At 33.5% G+C, this 21,233-nt stretch carries 17 protein-coding genes; 12 read left to right on the top strand and 5 right to left on the bottom strand.

Annotated features, from left to right (window positions below; translation table 11 throughout):
- Nucleotides 1-66: 66 nt before the first annotated feature.
- The 3 genes from BMY39_RS08520 to BMY39_RS08510 all read left to right on the top strand — a co-directional run bounded on the left by BMY39_RS08520 (nucleotide 67) and on the right by BMY39_RS08510 (nucleotide 2,922).
- Entirely contained in the window at nucleotides 67-684 is a 618-nt protein-coding gene (locus BMY39_RS08520; protein WP_092578583.1) for a sugar transferase, read from the top strand.
- Between the two features lie 3 nt (nucleotides 685-687).
- Nucleotides 688-1,710, top strand: coding sequence for an ATP-grasp domain-containing protein (locus BMY39_RS08515; protein ID WP_092578581.1), 1,023 nt, complete (start codon nucleotides 688-690; stop codon nucleotides 1,708-1,710).
- An 84-nt stretch (nucleotides 1,711-1,794) separates the two neighbouring features.
- Nucleotides 1,795-2,922 carry an ATP-grasp domain-containing protein gene (locus BMY39_RS08510; protein ID WP_092578579.1) on the top strand — a complete coding sequence of 376 codons (1,128 nt, stop codon included), beginning with the start codon at nucleotides 1,795-1,797 and terminating at the stop codon, nucleotides 2,920-2,922.
- Between the two features lie 113 nt (nucleotides 2,923-3,035).
- On the opposite strand, the gene BMY39_RS08505 is transcribed toward BMY39_RS08510, so the two are convergent.
- Entirely contained in the window at nucleotides 3,036-4,289 is a 1,254-nt protein-coding gene (locus BMY39_RS08505; protein WP_092578577.1) for a hypothetical protein, read from the bottom strand.
- 362 nt (nucleotides 4,290-4,651) lie between these two features.
- Between BMY39_RS08505 and BMY39_RS08500 the strand changes: the two genes are divergently transcribed.
- Nucleotides 4,652-5,671: a threonine aldolase family protein gene (locus BMY39_RS08500; protein ID WP_394333963.1), complete on the top strand. Its 1,020-nt coding sequence runs from the start codon at nucleotides 4,652-4,654 to the stop codon at nucleotides 5,669-5,671.
- Between the two features lie 4 nt (nucleotides 5,672-5,675).
- On the opposite strand, the gene BMY39_RS08495 is transcribed toward BMY39_RS08500, so the two are convergent.
- Complete coding sequence (locus BMY39_RS08495; RefSeq protein WP_092578573.1) at nucleotides 5,676-5,999, bottom strand: YbaB/EbfC family nucleoid-associated protein; 324 nt, start codon at nucleotides 5,997-5,999, stop codon at nucleotides 5,676-5,678.
- A 145-nt stretch (nucleotides 6,000-6,144) separates the two neighbouring features.
- Between BMY39_RS08495 and BMY39_RS08490 the strand changes: the two genes are divergently transcribed.
- The 3 genes from BMY39_RS08490 (at nucleotide 6,145) to BMY39_RS08480 (ending at nucleotide 10,816) form a co-directional block, all read left to right on the top strand.
- Nucleotides 6,145-8,214, top strand: a complete 2,070-nt coding sequence (locus BMY39_RS08490) for a S9 family peptidase (RefSeq protein ID WP_092578571.1) — start codon at nucleotides 6,145-6,147, stop codon at nucleotides 8,212-8,214.
- Nucleotides 8,215-8,288: 74 nt separating this feature from the next.
- Complete coding sequence (locus BMY39_RS08485) at nucleotides 8,289-9,329, top strand: cysteate synthase (protein WP_092578569.1); 1,041 nt, start codon at nucleotides 8,289-8,291, stop codon at nucleotides 9,327-9,329.
- A gap of 227 nt (nucleotides 9,330-9,556) precedes the next feature.
- Nucleotides 9,557-10,816, top strand: coding sequence for a cysteate-C-fatty acyltransferase (locus BMY39_RS08480; protein ID WP_092578567.1), 1,260 nt, complete (start codon nucleotides 9,557-9,559; stop codon nucleotides 10,814-10,816).
- 55 nt (nucleotides 10,817-10,871) lie between these two features.
- Here the strand turns inward: BMY39_RS08480 and BMY39_RS08475 are convergent, their stop codons facing one another.
- Both BMY39_RS08475 and BMY39_RS08470 read right to left on the bottom strand, forming a co-directional pair.
- On the bottom strand, nucleotides 10,872-11,990 hold the full coding sequence (locus BMY39_RS08475) for a GTP cyclohydrolase (RefSeq protein ID WP_092578565.1): 1,119 nt from the start codon (nucleotides 11,988-11,990) through the stop codon (nucleotides 10,872-10,874).
- A gap of 21 nt (nucleotides 11,991-12,011) precedes the next feature.
- Entirely contained in the window at nucleotides 12,012-13,037 is a 1,026-nt protein-coding gene (locus BMY39_RS08470; protein WP_092578563.1) for a transporter, read from the bottom strand.
- 147 nt (nucleotides 13,038-13,184) lie between these two features.
- Between BMY39_RS08470 and BMY39_RS08465 the strand changes: the two genes are divergently transcribed.
- The 4 genes from BMY39_RS08465 to BMY39_RS08450 are packed head-to-tail and all read left to right on the top strand — an operon-like array spanning nucleotide 13,185 to nucleotide 18,648.
- Nucleotides 13,185-13,457, top strand: a complete 273-nt coding sequence (locus BMY39_RS08465; protein WP_092579187.1) for a DUF4834 family protein — start codon at nucleotides 13,185-13,187, stop codon at nucleotides 13,455-13,457.
- A 31-nt stretch (nucleotides 13,458-13,488) separates the two neighbouring features.
- Complete coding sequence (locus BMY39_RS08460; protein ID WP_092578561.1) at nucleotides 13,489-15,915, top strand: YfhO family protein; 2,427 nt, start codon at nucleotides 13,489-13,491, stop codon at nucleotides 15,913-15,915.
- Nucleotides 15,884-17,185 (top strand): glycosyltransferase family 4 protein, encoded by a 1,302-nt coding sequence (locus tag BMY39_RS08455; RefSeq protein ID WP_092578559.1) that lies wholly within the window; start codon nucleotides 15,884-15,886, stop codon nucleotides 17,183-17,185. The genes BMY39_RS08460 and BMY39_RS08455 overlap by 32 nt, the downstream gene beginning before the upstream one ends.
- Nucleotides 17,185-18,648, top strand: a complete 1,464-nt coding sequence (locus tag BMY39_RS08450) for a lipopolysaccharide biosynthesis protein (protein WP_092578557.1) — start codon at nucleotides 17,185-17,187, stop codon at nucleotides 18,646-18,648. Before BMY39_RS08455 ends, BMY39_RS08450 begins: the two co-directional genes overlap by 1 nt.
- A gap of 79 nt (nucleotides 18,649-18,727) precedes the next feature.
- Here the strand turns inward: BMY39_RS08450 and BMY39_RS08445 are convergent, their stop codons facing one another.
- Nucleotides 18,728-19,960 carry a hypothetical protein gene (locus BMY39_RS08445; RefSeq protein WP_092578554.1) on the bottom strand — a complete coding sequence of 411 codons (1,233 nt, stop codon included), beginning with the start codon at nucleotides 19,958-19,960 and terminating at the stop codon, nucleotides 18,728-18,730.
- A 136-nt stretch (nucleotides 19,961-20,096) separates the two neighbouring features.
- On the opposite strand from BMY39_RS08445, the gene BMY39_RS08440 reads away from it, so the two are divergent.
- The gene (locus BMY39_RS08440) at nucleotides 20,097-21,197 is read left to right on the top strand and encodes a DUF3667 domain-containing protein (RefSeq protein ID WP_092578552.1); all 1,101 of its coding nucleotides are present in this window, start codon (nucleotides 20,097-20,099) and stop codon (nucleotides 21,195-21,197) included.
- Nucleotides 21,198-21,233 lie beyond the last annotated feature (36 nt).

Below are 21,233 nucleotides of genomic sequence, written 5' to 3'. Positions count from 1 at the left end.
TACAAATAAAATTTTAGATTAAAACCTAGTAGAGTTATGATATTTTATACATCAATGTTTTAAGTTATGTATAAGGTTTTTTTTAAACGTTTTATAGATGTTACATTAGCTTTTATTGGTATATTGGTTTTACTACCCATATTGTTAATCGTTCTTATCATGTTATTCTTTGTTAATAAAGGAGAACCATTTTTTTTTCAATCTCGCCCAGGTAAAGACGAGCGTATCTTTAAGATAGTAAAATTTAAAACCATGACAGACAGAAAAGACACAGAAGGGAATTTGTTGCCCAATGGAGAACGCATAACACGTTTAGGTGATTTTTTACGAAAAACATCTTTGGATGAGATTCCGCAGTTGTTTAATGTTTTAATTGGTGATATGAGTTTGGTAGGACCAAGACCTTTACGAGTGCGTTATCTTCCTTATTATACCAAAGAAGAGTCCATTAGGCATACTGTAAGGCCCGGAGTTACTGGTTTAGCACAAATCTCAGGAAGAAATTCTTTAAGCTGGAATGCTAAACTAGCCAAAGATATTGAATACGTTGAAACGATGTCACTGTTTCTGGATTTAAAAATTTTGCTAAAAACCTTTAAAAAAGTGTTTACAAATTACGGCGATGTTGAGCTAGATTCTAACATGTTAGATCTTGACGAATTGCGTAAAACAGCCAAATTATAAAAAATGGAGTACAACATACTTTTTACATGTGCTGGAAAGCGTAATTATCTTTTAAGATATTTTAAAGAAGCATTGAAAGGAAGAGGGAAAGTTATTGCCGTAGATAGCCATAAATACGCTGCGGCTTCGGCTGATGCAGATATGTTTCTACAAGTTCCAAATATTTATGATAAAAACTACATATATAAATTAAGAAATATAATAGCCGATTATAATATTGTAGCTCTCATATCATTAAATGATTTAGAGTTATCTATTTTATCGAAAAACAAAGACGCCTTAGAGATTAATAATTTAAAAGTATTGGTTTCAAATACTAACATCATCGATTTAGCTTTCGACAAATGGAAAACGTATCAGTTTTTTAAAGGTTTAGGTTTAAACACTCCAAAAACATATATTAATTTTGATGCAGCTCTAAAGGCTATCAAAAAAAACACCTTATCATTTCCGATAGTTTTAAAACCAAGATTTGGCAGTGGTTCTATAGGCATAGATATTTGCGAAGATATGGAAGAGTTAAAATTGGCGCATCAACTAAAGAAAAAGCAATTAAAAAGATTAGGTTATAGCTTAAATGGCACTATGAAAGTTGATGATATCATAGTAATTCAAGAAAAAATAAACGGTAGAGAATTTGGCTTTGATATTGTGAATAATTTTGATGGTGAATACTTTGGCACGTTTTTAAGAGAAAAAATAGAAATGCGCTATGGAGAAACCGATAAGGCCAAATCGGTTATAAATAAAAAATTTAATGATTTCTCAATTGAATTAGCCAATAATTTAAAACACGTTGGCTGTTTGGATGGAGATGTTTTTTTTGTAGAAAACGAATGGATTTTTCTAGAGCTAAATGCAAGATTTGGGGGCGGCTATCCGTTTTCACACGAAGCAGGTGCTAATATAGCTGCGGTTTATGTAGATTGGATTATTGGAGATAATCATAATGTAAGCAAGCACATTAATTATAAAGAAGGTCTGGTTTTTTCCAAATTTGATCTACTGGTAAGGCTTTCTGAATAAAAACTTTGATATTATAAAATAAGCGCTTGATGAAAATAGTATTAAATAAGCCAATTTAAGCACAACATATTAGTCTTATATAGTATGAGTATTACTAGAACTATCAAAGTTTTAATTCCCGACGGTGAAGCTCATGTTTTATTATATGTAGTAAACTGCTTATCGTTAAAAAAACATATTAAGATATATGTAATGTCTTCCAAAGAAGATGGGTACATGAAATATTCAAGGTATATAGAAAAGTACATATACCAACCCGAAGTATCCCCAAAAAAATGGATTAAATGCATAAACAAGACAGTAGATAAACATAATATTGATTTGGTTATGCCTATTTATGAAGCTGGAATAGCAATTTTAGCGGAACGCATCAATGAGATTAATATACCAAAAAAAATATGTGGCTTACCCAATGCCAAAAATCTTCACGTAGCTAGAAATAAAGGATTACTGTACTTACATCTAAAAGATTGGGAAATTCCTTGTCCTAGAAGTATAGTAGTAAATAGTATTGAGACTCTAGACGCCAAAACACTTAATTTAAACTATCCATTAATTATTAAGCCGGTAGAAGGAGGAGGGGGAGGAAAAGGTATATGTATAGTAGAAAATGAAGAAAAGTTTATACGCTATTGTAAAAATTACAACGGCGCTCATGGTTCTATAATTCAAGAATATATTTTGGGAGATGATTTTTGCTGTAATGTTCTATGTAAGGAAGGTGAGATAATTGCGTATTCAATACAAAAAGCTACAGATTTTAGATCAGGAGAATTAACACCACAAATTGCATTTGATTTTATAGAGAACAAAGAACTTTTTGAGAATGCAAAAAAACTTATGAAGAGTTTAAACTATTCAGGAGTTGCAAACATAGATTGGAGGTACGACAGGGAACAAAAAAAATTCAAAGTCATAGAGATAAACCCCCGATTTTGGCTTGGAACCGATGCATCTTTAATTACAGGTGTAAATTTCCCATACTTGTACTGTCTATCTTCGCTAGGTTATCAAACACATTACAAAACAAAGGTTAACATATCTTATTTAAGTTTAGAAGGTTTGGTAAAACGGTTTAAAAAAAATCCTTTCTATACATTAAATCTGTCCTATATTTATCAGCATTCACCTATTCGATTTATTTTAAGAGACCCATTACCTATACTCTATAAAGCATTTTTAACTTTGAGGGGCGATAAGAGTAAAAGTTAAAATAACATCTTCACTTAATGAGTTTCAAACAAATTAGTACAAATAAAAAAACCTAAACGATGCAGAAGCAACATTTAGGTTTTAATGTTAAAATATTCTGTTTTAAAATAGGATTAGTATCCGTATTTACAGTATTTATAATAGTAATAGCAAATCCAGTGTCTATAACATTTGGTTGGTTCTGGTTTTACGTATTCACAAAGTTCTCCTCCATGCGTACTAGTACCGCTAATTACATTAAATACACCTTTTTCGTAGCCAGGGCCAATATTTAGGTAACAATTAGTTTTAATTTTGGTATAGTAACAACTTCCAATATAGATATAAATGTATCTACCAAAAGACCCGTCATGGTTAACTCCTTCAATTGTAAACTCTTCACCTGGCTGTAAAACTTGATCAAAAACTTTCACGCCATAGCAGGTATTTTCTTTTCTTTGGTAAATCCTTACTCGTTTAGCGTAATGCCAATCGAATTCCATGGTTAATTCATCAACATCACCTTCACAATCTTCACATTCTTTTTCCTTAGCAGGAACCTCTTTAGTGATTATAATGGATTGTTTTCCTTCTGGTACTAAAATAATACCAAGTTTCTCTCCACAACCAGGAACAAAACCAGCACCATTAGCCATTGCTAAATCAACTAGTTCAACAGCTTTTGCAACGTTGTATGGGGCAGAATTCCAATTACCAACAGGATCGGTTAAATAGGTGCATTCTTGACATACCGAATCATCAACAAGCTTCCAAATAGCATACTGTATGTGGCCAAATGTGTAGTTACCACCATTAGGGCTTTCAGTACCTATTATAGATTGGTTAAGTAACCAGTTCACTTTATCGAAATTCTCAGGTTTTTCAAATTTCCCTTCAGGAAGGTCTCCTAAACTAGAATATACTGAAAAAGAAAAAGGACCTTCAACATTTAAACTTAAATCTTGATCTACACACCAAGCAGGAATGTCAGTTCCAGCTAGATTAGTATCAAGAATTTCTAAATCAAAGTAAGCATCCACACCAGGTTTTGCTGTAGTTGTTGCGGTTAGAGTTTCCGGAAGGCTAGCAACCAAACCATCAATATCCGCTTCACATTCAGTTGATTGTGATTTACTAGCAGTACTAAATGTTAATTCGGGATTGTTAGTGGGGCGTTTAATTAAAATTTCACTTTCAGCGGTCATTTGAAGTGCATCATCGCCTTCATCAATTCCGGCTACTTCAACTTCAGATGATAAAATTTCAGACTCTGCAGCAATTTCTGCTTCGATGGCCGTTTGGTTCTGTCCTTCTGCTTCGGTGCTTTCGTTCTGACAGGAAAAGAACATGACTGCTACACCAAGCAGTAATAATAGATTTTTTTTCATAATTAAAGGATTTGTGTTTATCAGATTAATAGTTAACAAATGTAAATGTATTAAAGGATGTATCTCTCCTATTAAATTTTTGTTAAAAGAAATATTTTTTCGATTAATAGATGAAACCTAAAATTTTAGGGTTCAATAGATTAAAAGCCTATTTTTTAGATAAATTGAAAATTTAAAGAGATAAAAATGGTAATCTGCTAATTAATATCATCGTCTTCAATTAGAACTAAGTCACACTTGGAGTTATTTTTAATGCCATTATTGCTTAGGGGTAATTGGGATTGATAGTAAAAACTAGAGATCGTTTTTTGATATAGCTTTTTAGAAATAATAGCTTAATTTTAACGTCTTTAATTATGGTTATGATAGATTTAAGAAGCGATACGGTTACCAAGCCATCAAAAAACATGTTGAAGGCAATGATGCATGCTGAGGTTGGTGATGATGTATTTAGAGAGGATATAACGGTAAATCAATTAGAATCTCGCGTTGCAGATATGTTTGGTAAGGAGCAAGCGCTATTTTTTCCTAGTGGAACAATGGCAAACCAAACAGCGATTAAACTACATACCAATCCGGGTGAACAGGTGATTTGCGACAAGTATGCGCATATATATAATTATGAATCTGGAGGTGCTTCGTTTAACAGTGGCGTTTCTTGCCACTTAATTGATGGAGAACATGGCATGTTTACAGCTGATGATGTAAAAAAAGCCATCAACCCAGATGCATATTATTACAGTAAAACAAGCTTGGTTGAAATTGAAAACACAACAAACAAAGGTGGTGGTGCCTGTTGGGATTTTAATGAGATTTTAAAAATTAAACAGGTATGTAAAGACAACAACCTTGGCTTTCATTTAGATGGTGCGAGGTTATGGAATGCTTTAGTGGCTAAAAATGAAACTACAAAGCAATACGGAGACGTTTTTGATACCATTTCAATTTGTTTCAGTAAAGGTTTAGGATGTCCCGTAGGTTCTATTTTACTAGGGGATAGCAAAATAATGGAAGATGCTATTCGTATTAGGAAGATTTTTGGTGGTAATATGCGTCAAGCAGGTTATTTGGCTGCTGCAGCTTTATATGCTCTAGATAATAATGTAAAACGACTTTTGGAAGACCACAAAAGAGCCAAAGAATTAGGTGAAGCACTTGCAAGCATGTCTATTATAAAGCAAGTAGAACCTATTGAAACTAATATTGTTATTTTCGAGTTAAACGAAGATGTGGATGAGTCTCAGTTTACCAAAAAATTAAAAGATAAAAATGTTTTAATCATTAGTATGGGCGGAGGCAAACTAAGAATGGTAACACATCTAGATTATTCTAACGAAATGCATGAGAAATGCATTAGAGCCATCAAGACTATAGAGTGTTAGCACGTTACTTAAACATATCCATACCTGGAATGTTTGGCATACCTTCTTTGGCTACAGCTGCAAGTTCAGTTTCATTTACATTAGTCGCTTTTTCAATAGCTTTGTTTAATGTTATGATTAAATAATCTTCAAGTTGCTCTTTATCTTCCAGCAATTGGTCGTCAATTTCAATAGCTTTTATAGTTCTGTTGGCTGTTAGTGTAATTCTAAGTTTTCCATCATTACTTTGTTCATCTATCAAAACTGTATCTAGTCGTTTTTTAGTTTCTTCTACTTTTTTTTGGGTTTCTTTAAGTTTGCCCATCATATTCATCATATCTCCAAACATATCTTCTTTATTTAAATAAAACGTATGCTACAAAATTATCAAAATACACTGTAATTTTACTTCAAAAATTGTTAAAGTAAAAAAACAACTTCTAATTCTCATCTTTACGCTTATTTTTGTTGTTTTTTATAAAGACTATACGTAAATGCCGAATACTATCAATACTATAAATCCTCCAGTAGCAAAAAAGATTCCATATAAACTAACTATTCATAATGATACAAGGATAGATAATTATTATTGGCTAAATGATAGAGAAGATAAAGAGGTGCTAGATTATTTAAATGCTGAAAATGAATATACCAAAGCCATAATGCAGCATACCGAAAGTTTTCAAAAAGAACTCTTTGAAGAAATGAAAGCTAGAATTAAAGAGGATGACACTTCCGTACCTTACAAACTAAATGGGTATTGGTATTTTACGAAATTTGAAACAGGTAAAGATTATCCTATTTATGTTAGAAAAAAAGAACATTTAGAAGCTCCAGAGGAAATTATGTTTGATTGTAATGCTATGGCAAAAAACCATGCGTATTTTAAACTTGGAGGGATTTCTATAAGTCCTGATAACACCATGGCCGCATTTTCAACTGATGTGGTAAGTAGAAGGCAATATACTATTCAGGTTAAAAATCTTATTACTGGTGAAATTTATACAGATGAAATAAAAAACACTACTGGAAGTATTACCTGGGCAAACGATAATAAAACGTTATTCTATTCAAAAAAAGATGAAGTGACTTTGCGCTCCCATAAGATTTTTAGGCATGTGTTAGGAACAGACGTAGAAGATGATATCGAGGTGTTTCATGAAGAAGATGAGACGTTTAACACATTCATATACAAAACAAAGTCAAAAAAATATTTGGTTATAGGTTCATCCAGTACGTTAACCACCGAATACCGCATTTTAAATGCCAATACACCTAATGAACCTTTTAAGGTATTCCAAAAGCGCACACAGGATTTAGAATATTCCATTGCACATTTTCATGATAGTTTTTACATTATTACCAATGCAAACGAATCCATAAATTTTAAGGTTTGCAAAACACTAGAAACAAAAACGAATAAGGAAAACTGGGAAGATATTATTCCTCACAGAAAACATGTTTTGGTTGAGGATATCGAGATATTTAAAGACTACCTAGTTGTTAATGAGCGTGAAAACGGGTTAAACAATATTAGAATTATAAGTTGGGAAGGTAATGAAGATTATTATTTGCCCTTTGATAACGAAACCTATAATGCATATTTAGGCAACAATCCAGACTTTGAAAGCGACACCTTGCGCTATGGTTATAATGGACTAACAAATCCAAGTTCTATAATAGATTACAACTTTAAAACTAAGACAAAAGACATAAAAAAAGAGCAGGAAGTTCTAGGTGGTACTTTTAAAAAAGAAAATTATGAATCTAAACGCATATGGGCCACTGCAAGGGATGGGGTGAAAATTCCAATTTCAATCGTTTATAAAAAAGGTGTTAAGTTGGATGGAAAAAACCCTTTGTTACAATATGCCTATGGTTCTTATGGTTCAACTACAGATCCTACTTTTTCTAGCATAAGGTTAAGTTTGTTAGATCGTGGCTTTGTTTATGCGATTAGCCATGTGAGAGGTGGCGAGTATTTAGGGAGAAATTGGTATGAGAATGGGAAATTATTAACTAAGAAAAACACATTTACCGATTTCATAGACTGCTCTAAGCACTTAATTTCTGAAGGATATACATCCGAAAAACATTTATATGCATATGGGGGGTCTGCAGGAGGTTTGTTAATGGGAGCCATCATTAACATGAATCCAGAGTTGTATAATGGGGTTTTAGCAGCAGTACCGTTTGTTGATGTGGTAACTACCATGCTAGACGAAAGCATACCTTTAACAACTGGGGAATACGATGAGTGGGGAAATCCGAACAATATTGAGTTTTACAACTACATGAAATCTTATTCACCCTATGATAATGTTGAAGCTAAAGCATATCCAAATATGCTAGTAACTACAGGGCTGCACGATTCCCAAGTGCAATATTGGGAGCCTGCAAAATGGGTAGCTAAACTTAGGGATTTAAAGACCGATACTAATAAATTATTATTGCATACAGATATGGATGCAGGACACGGAGGTGCTTCTGGAAGGTTTGAAAGTTTAAAGGAAGTGGCTCTAGAATATGCTTTTTTATTAGATTTAGAAGATATTAGGCGCTAAAAAAAAAAATCCTTATTTTTGCCAAGTTAAAGTCACCATTTTGATAGTTATCAAAATGATGATAAATTACACTTATGGAACAAACAAATCAAGTTTTTGACAACTTATTAGATTTAATAGGTAATACACCACTTGTTAAGCTTAATAAAATAACTTCAAAACTAAAGGGAAGATTTTACGCTAAGGTAGAATCGTTCAATCCAGGTCAGTCCTCAAAAGACAGAATAGCACTTTACATCATCGAAGAAGCCGAAAGGCAAGGGATTTTAAAACCCGGCGATACTATTATCGAAACTACATCTGGTAATACAGGTTTTAGTTTAGCTATGGTAAGTATCATCAAAGGTTACGATTGTATACTTGCGGTGAGCTCTAAATCTTCAGCAGATAAAATAGATATGCTGAAAACCATGGGTGCAAAGGTTTATGTATGTCCAGCACATGTAAGTGCAGACGACCCTCGTTCGTATTATGAAGTAGCAAAGCGCTTACACGACGAAATGAAAGGCTCTGTGTATATTAACCAATATTTCAATCAATTGAATATTGATGCACATTACGCGTCTACTGGTCCTGAAATTTGGAAACAAACAGAAGGTAAGATTACGCATTTGGTGGCTTGCAGCGGCACTGGAGGAACTATTTCTGGAACCGCAAAGTATTTAAAAGAGCAAAACCCTGATGTGAGAATTATTGGTGTTGATGCTTTTGGTTCGGTTATTAAAAAATATCATGAAACCAGAGAATTTGATGAAAAAGAAATCTATCCGTATCGTATTGAAGGCTTGGGTAAAAACTTAATACCAACAGCAACAGATTTTGATGCTATTGACGAATTTGTTAAAGTAACCGATGAAGATAGCGCGCACACTGCTAGAGAAATAGCAAGAACCGAAGGAATGTTTGTAGGCTATACCTCAGGAGCGGCTATACAAGCGATTAAGCAGCTTGGTGCTGAAAAAAGGTTTAAGAAAGACGATTTTGTAGTAGTTATATTCCCAGATCATGGGTCGCGATATATGAGTAAGGTTTACTCTGATAAATGGATGAACGATCAAGGCTTTTTTGATAGTATTCATGAAGAAGCTTCGCAATCTATTCAATACATAAAATAGTAAAAATTTAAATAATTTTTAGAAAATGGTTTTTTGTTTTATCGCAAAAAACCATTTCTTTTTTTAATTTATATATAATTGAAGGGTAAAAATTGTGCTTAAACCAGTTAAATTTTTAATTTTGCACCACTAACTAAGAACTGAAAACTTCATACCTAAACATAAACGAACCTTTGTTGTGTTCAAAAAAAGCTATGTTTAATTTAAGTGCATATATGTAATAGTAGATGAAAGATTTATTTGATAAGATTTATAAGGATAAAGGCCCTTTAGGAAAATGGGCTGCTCATGCTGAAGGTTATTTTGTGTTTCCTAAGTTGGAAGGAGAGATTTCTAACAGAATGAAATTCCAAGGTAAAGATGTAATTACTTGGAGTATAAACGATTATCTAGGTTTAGCCAATCATCCTGAAGTAAGAAAGGTAGATGCTGAAGCTGCGGCAGAATATGGTTCTGCTTACCCTATGGGAGCACGCATGATGTCCGGTCACACAAATCTTCATGAACAACTACAAAACGAATTAGCTGCCTTTGTAAAAAAAGAAGCGGCTTATTTACTTAATTTTGGTTACCAAGGTATGGTGTCCACGATTGACGCATTAGTTGCCAAAGATGATATTATTGTTTACGATGTTGATGCGCACGCATGTATAATTGATGGTGTGCGTTTGCACATGGGAAAACGCTTTACGTATAAGCATAACGATGTTGAAAGTTTAGAGAAAAACTTAGAGCGCGCCACAAAAATGGCAGAACAAACCGGAGGAGGTATTTTGGTGATTTCTGAAGGTGTATTTGGAATGAGAGGTGAGCAAGGGCGATTAAAAGAAATCGTTGAGCTTAAAAAGAAATTCAACTTTAGGCTTTTTGTTGATGATGCCCATGGTTTCGGAACATTAGGTGCAACAGGAGCAGGAGCAGGTGAGGAACAAGGTGTGCAAGATGATATTGATGTTTATTTCGCCACTTTCGCCAAATCTATGGCTAGTACAGGTGCTTTTATAGCTGGAGATCAAGAAATCATAGATTATTTAAAATACAATTTACGTTCTCAAATGTTTGCAAAATCTTTGCAGATGCAATTAGTTAAAGGTGCTTTAAAGCGCTTGGATATGTTGAGAACAATGCCAGAGTTGAAGGATAATCTATGGAAGATTGTTAATGCCTTACAATCTGGTTTAAAAGAAAGAGGTTTTGATATTGGTACAACGCAAAGTTGTGTAACGCCTGTGTATTTAAAAGGGAGTATTCCTGAGGCTATGGCACTCGTTAAGGATTTGCGTGAGAATTATGGAATATTCTGTTCTATAGTGGTTTATCCAGTAATACCTAAAGGATTAATTCTATTAAGAATGATACCTACCGCTACACATACACTAGAGGATGTTAGGGAAACTTTAGATGCGTTTGACGCTATTAGGGATAGATTGGAAAATGGAACTTACAAACGTTTATCGGCAGCTGTAATGTCTGCCATGGGCGAGTAGTAATTTTATCATAGAAAAACAAAAAAGGTTCTATATCGCATAGAACCTTTTTTGTTTATAATTCTTTTCTGTAGGTTTTTCGTTTTCTAAACACTTCAGGGCTGAAGTGTTTCCATATTTTTTGAATGGCTAAATTATCTTCCAATTCTGGAGTTCTATAGCACATTTCAATATTTTTAGCTGTAAAAACATTGTAATATTCATTAAAAATTACAGCGTGTACGCCTTTGTTTTGATAGTCTGGGTGAACACCAATAAGGTAAAACATTACATCTTTGGCGTGTTTTCTAGCTTTTAAAAGATGCATAAAGCCAAAAGGAAATAACTTGCCTTTGGCTTTTTGTAGAGCTTTGGCGTAACCTGGCATTACAATAGCAAATGCTATTAATTCGTCGTCCTTATCAACAACAAACTTGATGTATTCAGGATTAATGAAGCTGATAAACTTTTTCTTGAAATATTCTTTTTGGATATCGGTTATGGCAACAAAACTGGATAGTGATGCATATGCTTCATTAAACAAATCAAACATTTTATCCGCATAGGGCATAACTTCGCTTGTTTTAGTGAATTTTAATGCCTTTAATTGGTATCTGCGTTTTATGAGTTCTTGGGCCTTAAAAAAAGTTTCAGGATGAACATTAGAAAATGGAAACCTACTTTCTATATAGCCTTTTTCCTTTTTGTAGCCAGCTGCTTCGTAGTGTTTTATATAATATGGGTAATTGTACCATGTTACCATAGGGGCGACGGCATTATAGCCTTCGTCTATAACACCAACCTTGTCGAGATTAGAAAATCCAACAGGACCTTCCGTATATTCAAGATTATTGTCTTTACCTATGTTTTCAACCTTATTAAGAAGTGCTTTTGAGACGTCAAAATCATCAATAAAATCAAACCAGCCAAAACGCATTTTTTTTTGGTCTTGGTTTTTCACTTCCAGCCAATTGATGATTGCAGCAATCCTACCTACAATTTCGTTGTTTTTGTAAGCTAGAAATAAGCGCGCTTCAGCATCATTAAATACAGGGTTTTCGATTTTGTCAAAAGTTTTTAATTCTTGACTTATAATTGGGGGTGTCCAAAATTCAGAATCCTTGTAAAGCTTAAATGGAAATTTTACAAAAGCTTTTAAATCTCGTTTAGAAGTAACCTCTTTTATTGTTATCATATGCACTAACTTAGATAAAATTTATTTATCAAAATCTTCATCTTTTCTTTTTCGTTTCTTAGCTTGCTTTTCTTCAGTATCTAAAGCTTTCTTTCTTTTTTTCTTTTTCTTAGCGCCTTTGCTTCTTAATTTTCTTTCCAATTCATCAGTAGCAGAATTGCCATTATCAATGTTTTTATCCTTGTGAAAATCTAAACGGTAAGAGGCGCCAAGAGTAATGTTTAAAACTGAAGGAGTGTCTTTTGTGTTAAAAGTAACCGCAGTATCTAGTTGAAAGTTTTTGCTCCATAAATATGCCCCGCCAAATCTTAATAGGTTGTCTGCGTAAAAATCACTTTGTATGCCTTGTGTTTCTCCAAAAATAACCCATTGGGGGCTAAAAGAGTGTGTAAGTGTAAGTATGTATGAGAAATCAGATTGGTCCGTTCCAATTCTATCTTTTATCAAATTCATCACAAAAACCCATCCTCCATTAAAGTTGTTTTGCGTTGCTATCATAAATTTAGGGCTAAACCCTTCAATGCCTGGGGCGGTGTATGGGTTGTTTTCGGTGTCGTAGTTTACACCTGCATAAACCGCTACAGCAGGAATAAGTGATTTCCATTTAAAACCACGATTTGCGTTCCAACTGTAAAGATTTGGTTTATCCTCTTCTGCGTTTTTGTAAGGATCGTAAATAAGATATTTAGCGCCTATTGTTAAATATTTGAAGTTAGAACGTTTGTTTTCAGTATTAAATGTTGAAAACAAAGTTCTTGTGTCGTTTTGGTAATTACCTTCAATATTTAGTTCCAGTTCTTCAAAAAGTAAACCGTACCTTGCCGAAAAATCAACGCCAAAGCCCGACACCTCGTATCTTGGTAGTGGTGTTCTTTCTTCTTTAATAAAAAGTGGTCCAACTTCAAATTGTAATACATTAGTGCCAACTGAAAATGCGCTTCTTGACATACCAGGCCTGTTGGAATTTATTACTTCAGTATATTGAGCAAAAAGAGTTGTGCTGACCAATGAAACCAAAATAAAAAACAAGTATTTAATAGTTTTCATAATCAAAGATTTAGGGTGAAGTGTTTTAAGCGCTTTTTGGTTTAGTTGGTTTTCAATAATTTCAAATATAGATATTTTATATTTTTTTTATGTTTTTTCAGGGTTTTTTAAATGGCTATAATTGTATTTTTGTACAAATTATTAGTTATGCAGCAAGAAGCATCGGTTGTAGGTTTGGTTAAAATTATTGGTATTATTCTACTCGTGTATTACGGAGTGAAAGTTTTATCTCGTTTACTTGCGCCTTTTCTATTACGATATGTTTCTAAAAAAGCTGAAGAAAAGTTTGGTGGACAGTTTGGGCAACAACGTTATGAGACACCAAAGAAAGAAGGTGAAATCTCCATTGATAAAATGCCAAATCAAAAACAATCAAATAAAGATGTTGGCGATTATGTGGATTACGAAGAAATTGACTAATTTCATGCCTTAGTGTTTTTAACCTTTTTACATGCAGTTTTTATTTAAGAAGTACTTTCCGCATTTGCTAGTTTTATTGGGGTTTGTTGTAATTTCATTAGCTTATTTTAATCCAGTTTTACAAGGAAAACAAATATACCAAAGCGATATTGTTCAATACATTGGTATGTCTAAGCAACAAAAGGACTTTAAGGCCAAAACAGGAGAAGAAACCTATTGGACTAATAGTGCCTTTGCAGGCATGCCAACGTATCAACTAGGTGCAAGATATCCACATAATTATATCAAAAAATTAGATTTAACCTTGCGTTTTCTGCCAAGACCAGCAGATTATTTATTTCTGTATCTATTAAGCTTTTATATTTTGCTTTTAGTGCTAAAAGTAGATTTTAAACTGGCTGCGTTAGGCGCTTTGGCGTTTGGTTTTTCAACCTATTTAATAATTATTCTCGGTGTTGGTCACAATAGTAAAGCACATGCTATCGCTTACATGCCACTGGTGCTCAGTGGTATTCTTTTAGTGTTTCAAAAGCGATATATTCTTGGGTTTCTGCTAACAGCAATTGCTATGGGGTTGGAGTTGGTAGCGAATCATTTTCAAATGACCTACTATTTATTGCTTCTTGTAATAGTTCTAGGCGTTGTGTATTTAATAGATGCATACAAGAAACAAATGCTGCCACATTATTTTAAATCTATTGGTGTATTGATTGGCGCTGTAGCTTTAGCGATTGGTTTAAATGCTACAAACGTATTGGCTACCCAAGAATATGTAAAGCATAGTACGCGTGGCAAAAGCGAATTAACTATTAACCCTGATGGTTCTCCAAAAGAAGTGTCTTCGGGTTTAGACAAGGATTATATTACACAGTTTAGTTATGGTGGTTGGGAAACATTCAACCTTTTTATCCCAAGATTTATGGGAGGTGGAAATGCCGAAAAATTGGGAAAAGATTCTAATATTTATGATGCCGTTAGAAAGCTTGGAGCTTCTCCTTCCCAGGCTTTAGATCAAGCTGAAAATGCCCCGATGTATTGGGGAGAGCAACCCATTGTTGAAGCTCCTGCATATATAGGTGCTGTTGTGCTGTTTTTATTCGTATTTGCACTTTTTTTAGTTAAAGGACGCTTAAAATGGTGGCTAGTAGGCGGTACCATATTATCCTTGCTGTTATCTTATGGCAAGAACCTAAATTTTTTAACGGATTTCTTTATAGATTATGTGCCGTTGTATAATAAATTTAGGGCGGTAACTTCCATACAAGTGATATTAGAATTATGTATTCCTGTCTTAGCCATATTTGGTTTGGTGCGTTTGTTTAATGATTTTAATAAGGCCGAGGAAAAACTAAAAGCGTTAAAATACGCATCCATGGTTACGGGAGGTTTGGCTTTGGTGTTTTTGCTATTTGGGCGCTCAATGTTCGATTTTGTTGGTGCAAATGATGGAAGATACATCCAAGCTTTGGGTCAAGATTTTATTAGAGCTGTAAAAGATGATAGGAAAGCTATTTTTACATCTGATTCACTAAGATCATTAATTTTGGTATTGTTTTCTGCAGGATTGGTTTTTGGATATTTAAATCACAAAATAAAACAAAAATGGGTTCTGGTAGGGTTTGCAATATTGATTTTATTTGATTTGGTAGGGGTGAACCGACGTTATGTGAATGAAGATGATTTTGTATCGTCTATAAAAATGACGAAACCATTTACCGCTAATGAGGTTGATAAACAGATACAAAAGGACACTTCTCATTTTAGAGTGTTCGATTTGGTTTCAGGACCGTCAAAGCCATCGTATTTCCACAACTCGTTAAATGGCTATAACGCTGCTGAACTAAAGCGTTATCGCGAGGTGTTTGATTGGTATGTGTCAAGAAATAATATTAATGTGCTTAATATGTTGAATACTAAATACATAATAGCGCAAGATCAAGAGGGCAGTATATTTCCATATTTGAACGACGAAGCCAATGGAAACGCTTGGTTTGTGGAAAAACTAATAAGCGTATCAAACGCAAATGAGGAAATTAAGCTGTTGGATAGTTTAGAAAATAAAAAGCATGCGCTTATAAACATAAAAAACTACAGCCCTGATTTTAAAAGCCAATTTGAAGTGGATTCAGCTGCAACTATTAAGGTGGAAACATATCAGCCAAATTACATAAAGTATAAATCAAATAACCCGAATAAGGGTTTTGCGGTATTTTCAGAAATTTATTATCCTAAGGGTTGGAAGGCTACCATTGATGGGGAAGAAGCGAGTTTTAAAAGGGTAAATTATATTTTGAGAGGAATGGAAATTCCAGCTGGAGAGCATACGATTGAGTTTAAGTTTGATCCTGATGTGGTGAAAACAGGTAGCTCAATTTCCTTAGCCAGTTCTGCGTTGCTATTTGTTTTGTTAGTTGCCAGAATATTTTATGAGTTTAAGAAACGAAAACAGCGTGCTTAAAAAAGTACTCATAATCGCTTATTATTGGCCTCCTGCGGGTGGCCCTGGTGTGCAACGTTGGTTGAAATTTGTAAAATACCTCCCGGATTTTAACGTTGAGCCTGTTGTTTTTGTGCCAGAACAGGCAACCTATCCAATCGTAGATAAAAGTTTAGAGGCTGAAGTTTCAAATGATTTAAAGGTAGTTAAGTTACCTATTTCAGAGCCTTACAAATTCGCTAATTTTTTTTCGATGCGAAAAACCAACAGTATTAGCAAGGGCTTGATTAGTGAAAGCAAAAGACAGTCTATTCTTGAGAAGGTAATGCTATTTGTAAGAGGTAATTTTTTTGTTCCTGATGCAAGGGTAGGATGGGTAAAACCGGCGACTCAATTCTTGTTGGATTATATTTCAAAAGAAAATATTGAAACTATTATTACTACTGGTCCGCCGCATAGTATGCATTTAATAGGTTTAAACCTAAAGCAAAAACTAAATATCAAGTGGCTGGCAGATTTTAGGGATCCGTGGACCACTATTGGGTATCATAAACAATTAAAGTTAACCAAGTGGTCCCAAAAAAAGCATAAATCTTTAGAAAAACAGGTGTTAATCACTGCAGATCAGATTATAGCCACTTCATCTATTACTAAAAAAGAATTTCAAAATATCACAAAACAACCCATATCTGTCATAACCAATGGTTATGATGATGAGATATTTAAGAGAGCTGATTTAGATGAGAAATTCACAATAGCGCACATAGGATCTTTCTTGTCAAAACGAAATCCTGAAATTCTTTGGATAGCACTTTCAGAATTAATGAGAGCATATGATGATTTTAAAAACGATTTACAGTTAACTCTTGTGGGTTTTGTGAGTAATGATATTATTAAAAGTATTGAAAATTACAATTTAACTGATTATATAAATAAGGTAGGTTATGTTTCACATTTAGAATCAGTTAAGTATCAAAAAAAATCTCAAGTTTTGCTATTGGTTGAAATTGATTCTGAAGATACAAGGTGCATCATTCCAGGTAAGTTGTTTGAGTATATGGTATCTAAAAGACCTATTATAGCGATAGGTCCTGAAGCATCAGACGTCGAGCAAATTATCAAAAATACAAATACAGGAAAGTACTTTAATTACCAAGATTTTGAATCGTTAAAAAAAACTATCTTAGAGCATTATCAAGCTTTTAAAAAAGGAGATTTAGGTACCAATCCAATCGGGCTAGAAAAATATCACAGAAAGTCTCTAACCAAAGCTTTGTCAAATTTACTGTAATGGGTATTGTAGCTTCGCAATCATTTAAAAACATTATTTCCACATATATAGGCTTTGTGGTGGGGGCTATCAATACATTGTTTTTGTACGTAAACTTTATGAGCGATACCTATTATGGTATGGTTGGTTTTATGTTGTCTGCTGCTTACGTTTTAATGCCTTTAATGGCTTTTGGTGTGCATAACACCTTGGTAAAGTTTTACACCTCCTTTAAAACAAGATTGTCATTAAATAGCTTTTTAACCTTAATGCTGTTGTTGCCTATGGCGATAGCTATCCCTGTTGGTATTATAGGTTATTTTGGATATAACATTATTGGCGAGTTTCTTTCTTCTGAAAATCCCATGATAAAGGGCTATTTGTGGCATACCTTTTTTATCTCTATAGCCCTAGCTTATTTTGAAGTATTTTATGCGTGGGTAAAGGTAGAATTTCAAACAGTTTTCGGCAATTTTATGAAAGAAGTGTTTCATAGGGTAGGCGCTATGGTGATCTTATTTTTGCTCTATTTTGAAACCATTACTATTGAACAGTTTATGGTTGCGCTTGTGGTAGTTTATGTATTGCGAATGTTAGTGATGATGCTATATGCTTTTAGTGTTAAGTTGCCCGTAATAGTATTTAAAAAAGTAAATAACATTAGAAGTATTTTAAAATATTCTTTTCTTATTATTATAGCAGGTTCTATAGCAACGGTGCTTTTGGATGTAGATAAGGTAATGTTAGGGAAATATGTTCCTATAAAAAACGTAGCCTATTACAATGTTGCTATTTTTATTGCCGCCGTAATAGCTGTGCCGCAACGGGCGATGCATCAAATACTGTTGCCGTTGTCGGCTAAATATTTAAATGAAAAGGATATGGTACGTTTAGCGGATTTGTACAAGCGTAGTTCCTTAAATCTTTTCATAGTCACGGGCTTTATTTTTTTATTGATTGTGCTTAACATTAAGCAGCTTTACACTTTAATTTCTCCTGAATATAGTGTTGGTTTATATGTTGTTTTATTAATAAGTGTCGCTAAACTATATGATGCGCTTTTAGGTAGTAATAATGCTATATTGTTTAATAGCGAATATTATAGGATTGTATTGATGTTAGGGGTTATATTGGTGATAATCATGGTATTGCTAAATATACTTCTAATACCGCTATATGGCTTAAACGGTGCTGCTTTAGCTACATTTATTGCAATTCTTCTATACAATACATTAAAGCTAATAGTTGTGTATAGGGTTTTTAAAATTACGCCGTTTTCAGATAATACTTTAAAGGTTGCTGCATTATTACTTTTATTTGGTGTATTTGGCTATTTTTGGGACTTTAATTTTCATGCCATAATTAATATCATTTTAAAATCTGTTTTAGTTGTTACTGCTTTTTCTGCAATTGTTTATAGGTCAAATTTTTCTCCAGACATTAACGATATAATACAAAAAAATTGGACTCAGTTTAAAAAATAAGCAGTAACAGAAAACCCCACGATGTTGCTTTGAGGCATACATATCGCAGGGCTTTCTTAACTAACCAACCAAAATCTATTTATCTTCTTCTACGATTAGAATCAGATGACTTATTGTTATTTCTAGAAGTGCTTCTACTTTGAGTAGCTCTAGAATTTGTCTGTCTTGCACTTCTTGTAACACTTGAAGCAGGTTTTGATGTGCTTCTAGAAGATCTATTTACGGTTTCCCTGGAGCTTCTGTTTGTGTTATTTATAGTATATATACGAGTATTATTTGCTTTTGGCTTTTTGGTAACCATGGAGCTCCTGTTACTCGTAACCTGTTGAGACGAATTCCTTTTAGGAGATCTTACAGTTGTGTTAGATTGCTTTCTAACATCAATATTGTTATTACTTCGGTTTCTGTAAGTAGAGTTTCTGTTTGTTGTAGAACTCTCACGTCTCATCGTACTATTATTTCTATTTATTACCCTAGAATTTCCATTTTCAAAACTTCTGTTGTTCCTACCTTTATCATTCGCACTCGCAATTCTTCTAGAGCTGTTGTTTCTAACATTGGCATTTCTGTTAATAGATCTTCTGGTGTTGGCAACAGTGTTTACTTTTGTCCTGTTTCTCGCATTTCTGTTTACCGTTGCATATTTTCTATTTCTAACAATGTTATTACCTCTTCTACTTGCAATAGCAGTTCTCGGTCTGTAATTATTACGAAAAGGTCTGTTGTACACATATCTAACAGGGGTGTAAAAACGTCTGTAAGGTCTGTTGTAAACTACGCAATAATCTAATGCTGGAACGCTATAGAAACGATGCCATGGCCTATATACATACGCACGATTGTAAATATTTATAAATCCGGTATAGTGGGAAAATCTATTATATCTATTATAATGAACATACAAGCCACCAATACGATTTATGCGTCCGAAGTTGTTATAGAATATATTTACATTTCCAACTTGGGTAACGCGACCATAAAAATCATAGAATACAGGCGTATTTTCTATTTGTATAATAGCGCCAAATTCATCATATTGAACGTATGCATTATAATTAAAACCAGAGTTAAAGGTAATATTTGCATTACGTGTACCAATTGAGATGGCTAAATCTGGTTGATGTCTCAAAATATTGAAATCGAATTGACCATCTGTGAATACTGAAAATTCAATACCGTTTTCAACAAATATGAAAGAGTTGCCGTAACCTCTGTAAAATGTTGATACAGTATTATTTTCTAAATTGGTTGTAGCTGTAGCAGAAAACCCTCCTAGGATTATGGCTGCAAAAAATAAGATAAACTTTTTCATAATTGTTAAATTTTATGGGTTCGCTTAGTTATAAACAAACAGCGTGCCAAAAACTATAAACTATTGCTTTACAATTAGATATAAAATTCATGTGAGTCTAAAATCTTTTCTTAAATTTATTTTGAAATGAAAAATCATGGAAAAATCTTTAGAAACCTGTAAAAATTGCGAGCAACAATTTGATGATTCTTTTAATTTTTGCCCGCACTGTGGGCAACAAGCTAAAGACGAACTCACGGTAAAAGTGTTGTTTTACAATACTATAAGTAATTATTTTTCTTTCGATGCCAGATTTTTTAAGAGTTTTTTGCCCTTACTTTTTAGACCCGGTTTTTTAGCCGCTAAATTTATTCAGGGCAAGCGCTTATTGTATTTGCACCCAGCGCAGATGTATTTGTTTATTGCTGTAGTTTTTTTCTTTTTGTTTTCTTTTGTGCAACGCAGCCAGGTTAGAACTTTAGATGAAAAATTGGCCCAAACCCTAAAGGAGGATGCTATAATTGAAAAGATAGAAGATGAGTTTGTGAAAGACTCTATTTTACAAGCTCGCAGTGAACGAAAGAAAACTGAAGATTCCATTGATCGTGCTGCGTTAAAGCAAACTTTAGAAAAAAACCAATATTTATCGGGGTTTACAGATAAGCAAATTGATTCATTAGTAGCTGCTGATGATTTTAGGAAGAATGATATTATTAACACAGATTTTAATTCGCAATCTGTAGATTCATTAATTGCCATGGGCGCATCAAATGAAGTGATATACAAGCAAATGGGAATGAATGATGATGCAGGATATATTAAGCGCAGATTATATGCTCAGGCTTTAAAGTTCTATAAATCAAGAAAAGGTGGAAGTATTTTGCAGGCGTTTTACGATACTATCCCAATTGCAATGTTCTTTTTACTACCAATTTTTGCCTTTGTTTTAAAGTTATTGCATTTAAAAAAGGGACGTTATGCGCATCATTTGGTGTTTAGCTTTTATTATTTTTCTTTCTTATTTACAGTATTTAGTATTATTCTAGGTATCAACTTTATTTTAGATATACCAGATTGGTTAGACTTTTTAATTATGCTATCTACTTTTGTGTATTTAGTAATGGCGCTGAAGCGTTTTTATACGCAGGGTTGGTTTAAAAGTTTATTTAAGGGGGTTGTCGCGTCTTTTGTGTTTTTGTCTGTTGTGGTGCCTATTGCTTTTGTTTTTTTAGGGTTGTTTGCTTTCCTGTTTTATTAAAAGTGGTTTATTGATAATTAATAGTTGTAATGATTT

It is taken from the genome of Hyunsoonleella jejuensis (genome assembly GCF_900111025.1).
Lineage (GTDB): Bacteria > Bacteroidota > Bacteroidia > Flavobacteriales > Flavobacteriaceae > Jejuia > Jejuia jejuensis.
Note: the sequence above shows the minus strand (reverse complement) of the source record. Positions and strands in the feature narration are given on the sequence as shown.

Coding starts and splice junctions, on each gene's coding strand:
- BMY39_RS08520 (WP_092578583.1), top strand. CDS start 67: ATGTATAAGGTTTTTTTTAAACGTTTTATAGATGTTACATTAGCTTTT.
- BMY39_RS08515 (WP_092578581.1), top strand. CDS start 688: ATGGAGTACAACATACTTTTTACATGTGCTGGAAAGCGTAATTATCTT.
- BMY39_RS08510 (WP_092578579.1), top strand. CDS start 1,795: ATGAGTATTACTAGAACTATCAAAGTTTTAATTCCCGACGGTGAAGCT.
- BMY39_RS08505 (WP_092578577.1), bottom strand. CDS start 4,289: ATGAAAAAAAATCTATTATTACTGCTTGGTGTAGCAGTCATGTTCTTT.
- BMY39_RS08500 (WP_394333963.1), top strand. CDS start 4,652: ATGATAGATTTAAGAAGCGATACGGTTACCAAGCCATCAAAAAACATG.
- BMY39_RS08495 (WP_092578573.1), bottom strand. CDS start 5,999: ATGTTTGGAGATATGATGAATATGATGGGCAAACTTAAAGAAACCCAA.
- BMY39_RS08490 (WP_092578571.1), top strand. CDS start 6,145: ATGCCGAATACTATCAATACTATAAATCCTCCAGTAGCAAAAAAGATT.
- BMY39_RS08485 (WP_092578569.1), top strand. CDS start 8,289: ATGGAACAAACAAATCAAGTTTTTGACAACTTATTAGATTTAATAGGT.
- BMY39_RS08480 (WP_092578567.1), top strand. CDS start 9,557: ATGAAAGATTTATTTGATAAGATTTATAAGGATAAAGGCCCTTTAGGA.
- BMY39_RS08475 (WP_092578565.1), bottom strand. CDS start 11,990: ATGATAACAATAAAAGAGGTTACTTCTAAACGAGATTTAAAAGCTTTT.
- BMY39_RS08470 (WP_092578563.1), bottom strand. CDS start 13,037: ATGAAAACTATTAAATACTTGTTTTTTATTTTGGTTTCATTGGTCAGC.
- BMY39_RS08465 (WP_092579187.1), top strand. CDS start 13,185: ATGCAGCAAGAAGCATCGGTTGTAGGTTTGGTTAAAATTATTGGTATT.
- BMY39_RS08460 (WP_092578561.1), top strand. CDS start 13,489: ATGCAGTTTTTATTTAAGAAGTACTTTCCGCATTTGCTAGTTTTATTG.
- BMY39_RS08455 (WP_092578559.1), top strand. CDS start 15,884: ATGAGTTTAAGAAACGAAAACAGCGTGCTTAAAAAAGTACTCATAATC.
- BMY39_RS08450 (WP_092578557.1), top strand. CDS start 17,185: ATGGGTATTGTAGCTTCGCAATCATTTAAAAACATTATTTCCACATAT.
- BMY39_RS08445 (WP_092578554.1), bottom strand. CDS start 19,960: ATGAAAAAGTTTATCTTATTTTTTGCAGCCATAATCCTAGGAGGGTTT.
- BMY39_RS08440 (WP_092578552.1), top strand. CDS start 20,097: ATGGAAAAATCTTTAGAAACCTGTAAAAATTGCGAGCAACAATTTGAT.